This window comes from Azotobacter vinelandii CA (assembly GCF_000380335.1).
Classification (GTDB): Bacteria; Pseudomonadota; Gammaproteobacteria; order Pseudomonadales; family Pseudomonadaceae; genus Azotobacter; species Azotobacter vinelandii.
The window spans coordinates 1861518-1872573 of the sequence record NC_021149.1 but is presented as its reverse complement, the minus strand read 5'-3'; the positions used below and the strand labels follow the sequence as shown (position 1 = coordinate 1872573).

Sequence of the window (11056 nt, the reverse complement as noted above, 5' to 3'; positions counted from 1 at the left end):
GCCCCTGGCCCATCCATGCCTGCCCCATGCCGGAGCACGGCCCGGAGCGCCTGTCACCATCCTTCCCCAAGCCCCGCAAACGCAGCCCCGGAGCTGGAAACGCCCCATGGATACCCTGAGCAAACGATCGGCCGTCTCTGTCTGCATCAAGGCGCTGCAAGCCCTCGCGCACCGGCTCCGCCCCCTCGGCGAATACCGCACCGTCCTGGCCTCGCTGTTCACCCTGCTGGTCTTCGGCCTGGCGCTGATCGCCTGTCGCCGCCTGCTCGACAGCCTGAATCCCCAGCATCTGCACGAAGCCCTGCTCGCCATACCGGGCACCGACCTGGCGCTGGCCCTGCTGGCCACGGCGGCCGGCTTCGTCGCCCTGCTCGGCTACGAATGGTCGGCCTGCCGCTACGCCGGCGTGCGTCTGCCGCCTCCCAGCCTGCTGCTCGGCGGCTTCTGCGCCTTCGCCATCGGCAACGCCACCGGCCTCTCGCTGCTCACCGGCGGCGCCGTGCGCTACCGGCTATACGGCCAGCAGGGCGTGGCCGCTGCGGAGATCGCCAGGATCAGCCTGTTCGCCAGCCTGTCGCTGGGCTGCGCGCTGCCGCTGCTGGCCGCCGGCGCCGCGCTGCTCGACCTGCCGCAGGCGAGCCGCGCCCTGCATCTGGCCGCTGGCTCCCTGGCGACCCTGGCGGTGGCCGTGTTGTCCGGCTACGCGGCGCTGGCGCTGTTCCTCTGGCGCCACGCCACGCCGGACGAACGGAACCCGCAGGTCATCCGCGCCAGCTTCGGTCCCTACAGCCTGGGCCTGCCCGCGGCGCGCCTGACCCTGCTGCAGTTGCTGATCGCCTGCGCCGATGTGGTGGCCGCCGCCTTCGTGCTCCATGTCCTGCTGCCGGAGGGACCGTCCTTCGGCAGCTTCCTGCTGGTCTACCTGGTGGCGCTGGCCGCCGGCGTGCTCAGCCATGTGCCGGGCGGCATCGGCGTGTTCGAGGCGGTGCTGCTCGCCGCCTTCGGCCAGAGCCTCGGCACGGCGCCGCTGGCCGCCGCGCTGCTGCTCTACCGGCTGATCTACACGGGCTTGCCGCTGCTGCTGGCCTGCCTGCTGCTGCTCGGCAACGAAGCCCGCCGGCTGACCCGCGCCGGCCTGCGCCTGGTCTCCGGCCTGGCCGCGCCGGTGCTGGCCCTGCAGGTGTTCATCGCCGGCATCGTGCTGCTGTTCTCCGGCGCCACGCCGAGCCTCGACGAGCGCCTGGAGCCGCTGAACTACCTGGTGCCCCTGCAACTGATCGAACTCTCGCACCTGGGCTCCAGCCTGATCGGCGTGGTCTGCCTGCTGCTCGCCCAGGGCCTGCGCCGGCATCTCTCGGCGGCCTGGGCGCTGACCCTGGTGCTGCTGCTGGCCGCCGCCCTACTCTCGTTGCTCAAGGGCTTCGACTGGGAGGAGGCCAGCGTGCTGATCGGCATCGCGGCGCTGCTGGCGCTGTTCCGCAAGGCCTTCTACCGCCCCAGCCGGCTGCTCGAACTGCCCGGCTCGCCGCCGATCATGCTGGCGACCCTCGGCGTGCTGGTGGCCAGCACCTGGCTGCTGCTGTTCGTCTACCAGGACCTGCCCTACAGCCACACCCTGTGGTGGCAGTTCGAGCTGGACGGCAACGCCCCCCGCGGTCTGCGCGCCCTGCTGGGCAGCAGCCTGACGCTGCTGGTGGTCGGCCTCGTCTGGCTGCTGCGCAGCCCGCCGCCGCCACAGAACCTGCCCGGCCCCGCGGACCTCGAACGGGCCTTCGCCGCGGTCCGCGCCTCGCAGCAGCCGGAGGGCGCGCTGGCGCTGTCCGGCGACAAGGCACTGCTGTTCGACCGCGAGCGCGACGCCTTCCTCATGTACGCCCGGCGCGGGCACAGCATGGTGGCGCTGTTCGACCCGGTGGGCACGCCGCAGCAGCGCGCCGAACTGATCTGGCAGTTCCGCGACCTGTGCGACCTGCACTACCGGCGACCGGTGTTCTACCAGGTGCGCGCCGAGAACCTGCCGCACTACATGGATATCGGCCTGATCGCCATCAAGCTGGGCGAAGAGGCGAAGGTCGACCTTCGCCGCTTCGACCTCGACAACCCCGGCAAGCACATGAAGGACCTGCGCTACACCTGGAACCGCTGCCGGCGCGACGGCCTCGACCTGGTGTTCCACGAGCGCGGCCAGGCGCCGCTGGCCGAGCTGGAGGAGGTCTCCAGGGCCTGGCTGGCCGGCAAGACCGGCCGCGAGAAGGGTTTCTCCCTCGGTCGCTTCAGCCCGGACTACCTGCAGTATTTCCGCATCGTGGTGGCGCACCATCAGGGTCGCCCGGTGGCCTTCGCCAACCTGCTGGAAACCGACAGCCCGGAAATCGCCGGCCTCGACCTGATGCGCGTGCATCCGGACGCACCGAAGCTGACCATGGAATTCCTCATCCTCGGCATCCTGCTGCATTTCAAAGAGCGCGGCGGCGACTTCTTCAGCCTCGGCATGGTGCCGCTCTCCGGCATGCTGCCGCGGCGCGGCGCGCCGCTGCCGCAACGCCTCGGCGCGCTGCTGTTCGAGAATTCCGAATACTTCTACAACTTCCAGGGCCTGCGCCGCTTCAAGGAGAAATTCGATCCGCAGTGGGAGCCGCGCTATCTCGCGGTGCCCGCCGGCATCGATCCGCTGCTGGCCCTGGCCGACACCGCCGCGCTGATCGCCGGCGGCCTTTCCGGACTGGTGAAACGCTGATGCGCCGACGCTCCGCCCTCCTCCTCCTGCTCGCCGCCCTCCCGCCGATCGCCGCCGGCGTCGCCTGGCTCCTGCTCCGCCAGCCGGCGCCGAGCCAGGAACAGCGCAGCCTGGCCGACGGCAGCCCGCTGCAACTGGTCGAGCCCGGCGGCCCGGTACGCCAGCGGGTGATTCTGCTGCTGTCCGCCGAAGCCCGCCCGCGGCCCGAGCGCCTGCTCGAAATGGCCGGCGCCCACGCCGCCCGGCTGGCCGTCCTGGACCAGGACGGAGCCGACTGCCGACGCCAGTTGCGGCGGCTCGACGAAGCCCTGGCGCAGCTCGGCGGACCGGCCGACCTGGTCGCCGGCGACGGCCCCGGCGCCCAACTGGCCTGGCGCTGGCTCGCTGCGCAGAGCGACGACCGGGCGCAGGCGCTGTCGATCGGTTTCCGCCTCGACCAAGCCGCCTGTCCCGAGGCCCTGCCGCCGGAGGCGCCGCACGGCCGCTGGCATGCGATCTGGAACGACAACCCGGACGACGCCAGCGCCCGCTTCGCCCGCGCCCAGGCCAATGCCGACACGCAGATCGCCGACTACGGCACGCCCGTCCGGCGCCTCCTGCTGGACAACCTCGGCCGCCTGCTGGAAGGGCGCGCCGATCCGCTGCCGCTGGTCGAAGTGCCGGCCACCGGAGTGCCGGCCACCGGAGCGCCGGCTGCCGGGGCGGGCGACACGGTGGCGATCTTCTACTCGGGCGACGGCGGCTGGCGCGATCTCGACCGCGACGTCGCCGCCGAGCTGGCCAAGCGCGGCTATCCGGTGGTCGGCGTCGACTGCCTGCGCTATTTCTGGAACCGCAAGTCGCCCGAACAGGCCGCCGCCGACCTCGCCCGGATTCTGCGCACCTATCGCGAACGCTGGGGCGCCAGGCGCTTCGCGCTGATCGGCTTCTCGTTCGGCGCCGATGTGCTGCCGGCCATCTACAATCGTCTCGACGCCTCCGACCAGGCCTCGGTCGACAGCCTGCTCCTGCTCGCCCTGGCGCGCAGCGGCAGCTTCGAGATCCAGGTCCAGGGCTGGCTCGGCGCGGCGGGCCAGGACGCCCCGACCGCCCCGGAAATGGCCCGTCTGCCGGCGGCCAAGGTCCTCTGCGTCTACGGCACCGAGGAGGCCGCGGAAAGCGGCTGCACCCAGCCGCAGAGTCCGGGCGAAAAGCTCGCGCTGCCGGGCGGGCACCATTACGACCACGACTATCCGGCACTGAGCGAACGCCTGATCGCGGCGATCCGGGCCCGCCGGGACGGACACTGAACCGCCGCCGGACCGACGGGCCATCAGTACGGCAGCACGGCGCCCCGTTTTGCTTTAAAGTTGGCGCCCGCTGTCCCACGGCAGCCTGCGATCATTTCGTTGCGGAAGTCAGAGATGGATCATCGAGAAGCGCTAGTGGCATTGCGGCAATACCTGGCCGGGCAGATCCTCGGCCAGGAAAAGCTGATCGACCGTCTGCTCGTCGCCCTGCTCGCCGACGGCCACCTGCTGGTCGAAGGCGCTCCCGGCCTGGCCAAGACCAAGGCGATCAAGGACCTGGCCGAGGGCATCGAGGCGGAATTCCATCGCATCCAGTTCACCCCCGACCTGCTGCCGGCGGACATCACCGGGACCGAGATCTACCGCCCGGAAACCGGGAGCTTCGTCTTCCAGCAGGGGCCGATCTTCCACAACCTGGTGCTGGCCGACGAGATCAACCGCGCCCCGGCCAAGGTCCAGTCGGCGCTGCTCGAAGCCATGGCCGAGCGCCAGGTATCCATCGGCCGGCGCACCTACGAGCTGTCGCCGCTGTTCCTGGTGATGGCCACGCAGAACCCGATCGAGCAGGAAGGCACCTACCCGCTGCCCGAGGCCCAGCTCGACCGCTTCCTCATGCATGTGAAGATCGGCTTCCCGGACGCCGCGGTGGAACGCAAGATCCTCCAGCAGGCCCGCGGCGAGGCGCTCCACGGCGAGAGCAGGCCCGAGCACCGGCTCAGCCAGCAGGCGATCTTCGCCGCGCGCAAGGAGATCCTCGGCCTGTACATGGCCGACGCGGTGGAGGAATACCTGGTGCAACTGGTGATGGCCTCGCGCACGCCGGCGCGCTTCGACGCCGAACTGGGCGAATGGCTGGCCTACGGCGCCAGCCCGCGCGGCTCCATCGCCCTCGACCGCTGCGCGCGCGCCCACGCCTGGCTGGCCGGGCGCGACTTCGTCAGCCCGGAAGACATCCAGACGGTGCTGTTCGACGTGCTGCGCCACCGCCTGATCCTCTCCTTCGAGGCCGAGGCCGCCGGGGTCGACCAGGACCGGGCGATCCAGCGCATCCTCGACGTGGTGGCGGTAGCCTGAATGCACACGCTGGCGGTGGCGGACGGCATCCGGGTGGGTCTGGGCGAGTTGATCGAGATCCGCCACCGGGCGCGCGAGCTGCAACTGTTCTCCAGCGCGGCACGCCGCAGCGCGCTGCTCGGCGCGCACCACTCGCGGCTGCGCGGGCGCGGCGTGGACTTCGACCAGGTGCGCGTCTACCAGGCCGGCGACGACGTGCGCAACATCGACTGGCGGGTCACCGCGCGCACCCTGGAACCGCACACCAAGCTGTTCCACGAAGAGCGCGAGCGGCCGATCTTCATCCTCGCCGAGCAGAGCCGGCAACTGTTCTTCGGCTCCTCGCGGCTGTTCAAGTCGGTACTCGCCGCCCAGGCCGCGGCGCTGATCGGCTGGGCCGCCCTGGAACACAACGACCGGGTCGGCGGGCTGGTGTTCGGCAGCAGCGCGCCCCACGAGATCAAGCCGCGGCGCAGCAAGCAGAGCCTGCTGCAACTGCTCAACCGCCTGGTGCGCGCCAACCACGCCCTGCACGGCGAACTGCCGGACGAGCCGGACAGCTTCGGCCAGGCCCTGCGCCGCACCCGCGAGGTGCTGCGCCCGGGCAGCCTGGTGGTGGTGCTGTGCGACGAGCGGGCGCTGTCGGATACCGCCGAGCGCCAGTTGCTGCTGCTCGGCCGGCACAGCGAACTGCTGCTGCTGCCGCTCTCCGACCCCCTCGATCACGCCCTGCCCGCCGCCGGCCTGCTGCGCTTTTCCCAGGACGGCGCGCAACTGGAGCTGGACACCCACGACAGCGGGCTGCGCCAGGCCTACCGAAGCCTCGGCCAGGCGCGCCAGGCGCGCTGGGAACGCCTCGCCGAACGCCTCGGCAGTCTGCTGCTGCCGCTCAGCACGCAGTTCGAACTGATCGAGCAGTTGCGCGAGCGCCTGCAGCCGCGACCGGTATGGCGGCCATGAACCCGCTCGACCAGTTGCTGCCACCGATTCCCCCGCCGGCCGTTCCCTGGTGGCCGCCGGCCCCCGGCTGGTGGCTGCTGGCGCTGGTCGCCCTCGCCTCGCTCGCCGTCTTCTGCTGGCTGCAGTGGCGGCGCCCGCGGCTACCTGGCGTGGAACCGGCGGCGGCGCCGCAAAAGATCCTCGATCCGCTGCGCATCGCCGCCCTGGAGGAACTGGCGCAGTTGAACAAGCCCTACGGCATGCCCGCCGGCCCCTGGCTGCAGCAGCTCAACGCGCTGCTCAAGCGCCTCTGCCGCGCCCACTACCCGGACAGCCACAGCCACACCCTGAGCGGCCGCGCCTGGCTGGCCTATCTCGACAGCCGCTGCCCGGCCGCCGGCCTGACCCGCTGGATGATCCTGGTGGAGGGCGGCTACCGCGCCGAGTGCCGGCTCGACGACAAGGCCATCGACGGGCTCTACCAGGCCGTGGAAATCTGGATCCGCCGGCATGTTTGAATTCGCCTGGCCCTGGGTCTTCCTGCTCGCCCCGCTGCCCTGGCTGCTGCGCCTCGTGCTGCCGCCGGCCGACAGCGGCGAGACGGCGCTGCGGGTGAGCTTCCTCGGCGAGCTGGAAAGCCTCAGCGGCCGCCGCGCCCGCCTGCGCCTGCCGGGCTGGCGGCAACAGGCGCCGTTCGTCCTGCTCTGGCTGCTGCTGCTCGGCGCCGCCGCGCGCCCCGAATGGGTCGGCGAACCCCGGCCGCTGCCCGCCAGCGGCCGCGATCTGCTGCTGGCGGTAGACGTTTCCGGCTCCATGGAATACGCCGACATGCACTGGCAGGGCGAGAGCATCGGCCGCCTGGAACTGGTCAAGCACCTGCTCGGCCAATTCATCGAGGACCGCCGGGGCGACCGCGTCGGGCTGATCCTGTTCGGCAGCCAAGCCTACCTGCAGGCGCCGCTGACCTTCGATCGCCGGACCGTGCGCACCTGGCTGGAGGAAGCCGCGATCGGCATCGCCGGCAAGGACACCGCCATCGGCGACGCCATCGGCCTGGGCCTCAAGCGCCTGCGCCAGCGTCCGGCGCAGAGCCGCGTGCTGATCCTGGTCACCGACGGCGCCAACACCGCCGGCGAGATCGCTCCGTCGGTCGCCGCCCGCCTGGCCGCCGCGGAAGGGGTACGCATCCATACCATCGGCATCGGCGCCGATCCCCGGCAGGACGGACCGCCCGGCCTGCTCGGCCTGACGCCGGGACTGGATCTCGACGAGCCGACCCTGCGCGCCATCGCCGAAGAGACCGGCGGCAGCTACTTCCGCGCCCGCAGCAGCGAGGAACTGCGCGCCATCGAGGAAACCCTCGCGCGCCTGGAGCCGGTCGCCCAGCCGCCGACCCAGGCGCGCCCGGCCCGCCCGCTGTATCCCTGGCCGCTGGCCACGGCGCTATTGCTCGGCCTGCTGCTGGTGGCCCGCAGCCTCTGGCCGGCGCGCGCGCGCTCGCGAGGAACGCGCCGATGAATATCCTCTGGCCGCACTGGCTGCGCCCCGACTGGTTGCTCCTGCTGCCCCTGCTCGCCTGGCTGCTCTGGCGGCTGTGGCGCCGCGAACGGCGCGCCGGACGCTGGGAACTGCTGCTGCCGCCGGCCTTTCACCAGGCCCTGCTCGGCGCGCGCAGCGGACGCGGCAGCCGCCTGCCGTGGATCGCGCTCGGGCTGGGCTGGCTGCTCGCCCTGCTGGCCCTGCTCGGGCCGAGTTGGCAACGCATCGAACAAAGCCCCCTGAAGCGCGCCGATCCGCTGGTGGTACTGCTCGAACTGACCCCGAGCATGCTCGCCGGCGACGTCGCCCCGAACCGCCTGGCGCTAGCCCGGCACAAGCTGCTCGACCTGCTCGAGGCGCGCCAGGAGGCGCAGACCGCGGTGGTCGTCTACGCCGGCAGCGCACACACCCTGGTGCCGCTGTCCGACGACCTGGAAACCACCCGCAATCTGCTGGACGCCCTCGCCCCGCCGCTCATGCCGGTTGCCGGGCGGCGCGCCGACCTCGCCGTGGCCCGCGGCCTGGCCCTGCTCGAACAGGGTGCCCAGGGCCGTGGCCAGTTGTTGCTGATCGGCAGCGAACTGGACGAACGGGAACGCCAGGGCATCGCCCAGGCGCTCGGCGACGACGGCGAGCGCCTCGCCATCCTCGGCATCGGCAGCCCTGACGGCGCGCCCATCGCCCTGGAGGACGGCAGCTTCCTCAAGGACGGACAGGGCGCGATCCTCCTCGCCCGGCTGGACAGCGGCGGACTCGCGCGCTTCGCCGACAGCCTCGGCGGGCGCTACCAGAGCGCCGGCCTGGACGACCGCGACCTGCAACGGCTGGGCCTGCTCCAGGGGCCGCGACTGCTGCGCGAGGGCGACCAGACGACACGCCTGGACGCCTGGGCCGACCAGGGCCACTGGCTGCTGCTGCCGCTGCTCCTGCTGGCCGCCTGCGCCGGCCGGCGCGGCTGGCTGCTCGCCCTGCCCCTGCTGTTCGTCCTGCCCCAGCCCGGCCAGGCCTTCGAGCTCACCGACCTGTGGCTGCGCCCCGACCAGCAGGGCCGCATCCTGCTCCAGGCCGGCCGGCCGGGCGAGGCCGCGCGGCGCTTCGAAGACAGCCAGTGGCAGGGCCTGGCCCTCTACCAGGCCGGCGACTACGCCGCCGCCGCCGAGCGCTTCGCCCAGGGCCAGGGGGCCGCCGCCCACTACAACAGCGGCAACGCCCTGGCTCGGGCCGGCGAACCGGAGGCCGCGCTGGACGCCTACGAGCGTGCCCTGGAACTGCAGCCGGCGCTGGAAGCGGCGCAGCACAACAAGGCGCTGGTCGAGGCGCTGCTGCGCCAGCGGCAGGCGCGTCAGCCCGACGCCGATGGCAGTGCCGAGCGGCAGCAGGCCCCGCCGAACCGGGACAGCCCGTCCGGCCAGGCTGGGCAGAACGATATCCGGGCGGACACGACGGCCTCCCAGGCCGCAGCGGAGGCAGCCCCGGACGAAGCGACGGCGCAGCCGGGCACGCCCGGCTCGCTATCGGCCGAGGGACAGACCGCGGGCGATACGGCGCCGGGCCCCGCCGCGGCCGCCGGAGCCGTGTCCGCGCCCGTCACCGAGGAACGCCGCCAGGCCCTGGAACAATGGCTGCGGCAGATCCCCGACAATCCCGGAGAATTGCTGCGGCGCAAATTCTGGTACGAACAGCAACAGCACCGGGAAACCAGCCCATGAACCGCCTGCTCTGCACCCTCCTGCTCTGCCTGCTGGCCTGGACGGTCCAGGGCGAGGAACTCACCGCCCGGGTCGACCGCACTCGCCTCGACGCCGGCGAAACCCTCGAACTGACCCTGGAAAGCACCGACCCCGCGCCTCCCGGCAAACCGGACCTGGGGCCCCTCGAAGCGCACTTCGAGGTACTCGGCACCCGCCAGGTCAACCGCCCGGGCGGCACGGGCGGCGAATCGCCCGGAACCATCCAGTGGCTCGTCACGCTGCAACCCAGGCATCCCGGCCAACTGACGATACCGCCCCTGCGCCTGGGCGATCGCCAGACCCGGGCGATCGTCCTGCACGTGCGGGAAAGCGAGGTGGACAGCGATCCGGCCAGGCTGGCGCCGGTGTTCATCGACGCCAGCCTGGACCGGGAAAGCACCTACGTGCAGGCTCAGGTCGTGCTCACCCTGCGCATCTACCACTCGGTGTCGCTCTACGACGACAGCAGCCTGAGCCCGCTGCAAATGGCCGATGCCCGCATCGAGGCGCTCGGTGCGCCGCGCACTTACGAGACCAGCGTCAACGGCGTGCGCCACGGGGTGATCGAGATGCGCTACGCGGTCTTTCCCCAACGCAGCGGCCAGTTGCTGATCCCCGCCCAGGCCTTCACCGCCACCGAAGTCAGCCGCCTCCCGGACCGCGACGGCCTGCTGCCCTTCGGCCCGCACAGCGGCCGGCAGATCCGCGTCGAGTCGCCGGCGATTCCCCTGACCGTCAAAGCCAAACCAGCCGAATACCCCGCCGATGCCCCCTGGCTGCCGGCCCGCAGCCTCGTGCTGAACGAAAGCTGGAGCCCGGCGCCGGAACAGGCGCGGGCCGGCGAGTCGCTGACCCGCCACCTGACCCTCAGGGCCGACGGACTGAGCGGCGCCCAGTTGCCGCCGCTCGCCGGCCCGCCGGTCGAGGGCCTGCGCCGCTACCCGGAGCAGCCGCAACTGGCCAGCCAGGCCGGCGAGCGCGGCCTGATCGGCAGCCGGGAGGAACGCGAGGCCCTGGTGCCGACCCGCGACGGCCGCATCGAGCTGCCGGCGCAGGAAGTGCTGTGGTGGAACACCGCCCACGACCGCCTGGAGCGCACCCGGCTACCGGCGCGCACCTTGACGGTGGCGGAGAATCCGGCGCTGGCCGAGGAGCAGCCACAACCTATCGCCACCCTCCACCCCCCGCCATGGCAGGCACTCTGGGCCTGGCAACTGGCCAGTTCCCTGCTGTTCTGTACCACCCTGCTCGGCTTCGCCCTCTGGTGGCGCGCGCGCCGCCAGCCGGCGGTCCTGCGCAGCGCCGCCGGCTGGCCGAGCCCACGCCTGCTCGACGATTTGCGCCGCGCCTGCCAGGCCAACGACACCCAGGCGACCCGCCAGGCCCTCGACGCCTGGGCCCGTCAGCAACCGGAAACCCTGGCGGCGATGGCGGCGCGTTTCGTGCCCTTGTCGGACGCGCTCGACGGGCTGAACGGCGCGCTCTACAGCGAAAGCGGCCAGCGCTGGCAAGGCGAGGATCTCTGGCAGGCGATCCGCGACCTGCCGCCGGCCCAGGACGCGGACACGGCCCGCGAACGGAGCCAGTTGCCGCCGCTCTATCCGCGCTGAGGAAACCGCGCGGGACGGGCACACGCCGGACAGGGTGCAGGAACAGAATCGGCAGGGCTCGCCCGCCCACCAGCCAGGTTCGGTGGACCGCCGGGCGGATGTGTGCAGGTGGCATGCACGGTTCGCTCCCCACATCCCAAGGGGCAGAAGGAGCGTGGG

At 72.1% G+C, this 11056-nt stretch carries 8 protein-coding genes; all 8 read left to right on the top strand.

Annotated features, from left to right (window positions below; translation table 11 throughout):
* The first annotated feature begins 106 nt into the window (after positions 1 to 106).
* The 8 genes from mprF (at position 107) to AVCA_RS08555 (ending at position 10897) form a co-directional block, all read left to right on the top strand.
* A complete protein-coding gene (gene mprF, locus AVCA_RS08590) occupies positions 107 to 2737 on the top strand; it encodes a bifunctional lysylphosphatidylglycerol flippase/synthetase MprF (RefSeq protein WP_012700506.1) in 2631 nt (876 codons plus the stop codon).
* Positions 2737 to 4026: a virulence factor family protein gene (locus AVCA_RS08585; protein ID WP_012700505.1), complete on the top strand. Its 1290-nt coding sequence runs from the start codon at positions 2737 to 2739 to the stop codon at positions 4024 to 4026. Before mprF ends, AVCA_RS08585 begins: the two co-directional genes overlap by 1 nt.
* Before the next feature lie 114 nt (positions 4027 to 4140).
* Positions 4141 to 5100: an AAA family ATPase gene (locus AVCA_RS08580; RefSeq protein WP_012700504.1), complete on the top strand. Its 960-nt coding sequence runs from the start codon at positions 4141 to 4143 to the stop codon at positions 5098 to 5100.
* The gene (locus tag AVCA_RS08575) at positions 5101 to 6039 is read left to right on the top strand and encodes a DUF58 domain-containing protein (RefSeq protein ID WP_012700503.1); all 939 of its coding nucleotides are present in this window, start codon (positions 5101 to 5103) and stop codon (positions 6037 to 6039) included. It begins immediately after the preceding gene.
* Complete coding sequence (locus tag AVCA_RS08570) at positions 6036 to 6536, top strand: DUF4381 domain-containing protein (protein WP_175555983.1); 501 nt, start codon at positions 6036 to 6038, stop codon at positions 6534 to 6536. The genes AVCA_RS08575 and AVCA_RS08570 overlap by 4 nt, the downstream gene beginning before the upstream one ends.
* Positions 6529 to 7536 (top strand): vWA domain-containing protein, encoded by a 1008-nt coding sequence (locus tag AVCA_RS08565; protein WP_012700501.1) that lies wholly within the window; start codon positions 6529 to 6531, stop codon positions 7534 to 7536. The genes AVCA_RS08570 and AVCA_RS08565 overlap by 8 nt, the downstream gene beginning before the upstream one ends.
* Complete coding sequence (locus tag AVCA_RS08560; RefSeq protein ID WP_012700500.1) at positions 7533 to 9266, top strand: VWA domain-containing protein; 1734 nt, start codon at positions 7533 to 7535, stop codon at positions 9264 to 9266. Before AVCA_RS08565 ends, AVCA_RS08560 begins: the two co-directional genes overlap by 4 nt.
* Positions 9263 to 10897: a BatD family protein gene (locus AVCA_RS08555; protein ID WP_012700499.1), complete on the top strand. Its 1635-nt coding sequence runs from the start codon at positions 9263 to 9265 to the stop codon at positions 10895 to 10897. The genes AVCA_RS08560 and AVCA_RS08555 overlap by 4 nt, the downstream gene beginning before the upstream one ends.
* Positions 10898 to 11056 lie beyond the last annotated feature (159 nt).

Coding starts and splice junctions, on each gene's coding strand:
- mprF (WP_012700506.1), top strand. CDS start 107: ATGGATACCCTGAGCAAACGATCGGCCGTCTCTGTCTGCATCAAGGCG.
- AVCA_RS08585 (WP_012700505.1), top strand. CDS start 2,737: ATGCGCCGACGCTCCGCCCTCCTCCTCCTGCTCGCCGCCCTCCCGCCG.
- AVCA_RS08580 (WP_012700504.1), top strand. CDS start 4,141: ATGGATCATCGAGAAGCGCTAGTGGCATTGCGGCAATACCTGGCCGGG.
- AVCA_RS08575 (WP_012700503.1), top strand. CDS start 5,101: ATGCACACGCTGGCGGTGGCGGACGGCATCCGGGTGGGTCTGGGCGAG.
- AVCA_RS08570 (WP_175555983.1), top strand. CDS start 6,036: ATGAACCCGCTCGACCAGTTGCTGCCACCGATTCCCCCGCCGGCCGTT.
- AVCA_RS08565 (WP_012700501.1), top strand. CDS start 6,529: ATGTTTGAATTCGCCTGGCCCTGGGTCTTCCTGCTCGCCCCGCTGCCC.
- AVCA_RS08560 (WP_012700500.1), top strand. CDS start 7,533: ATGAATATCCTCTGGCCGCACTGGCTGCGCCCCGACTGGTTGCTCCTG.
- AVCA_RS08555 (WP_012700499.1), top strand. CDS start 9,263: ATGAACCGCCTGCTCTGCACCCTCCTGCTCTGCCTGCTGGCCTGGACG.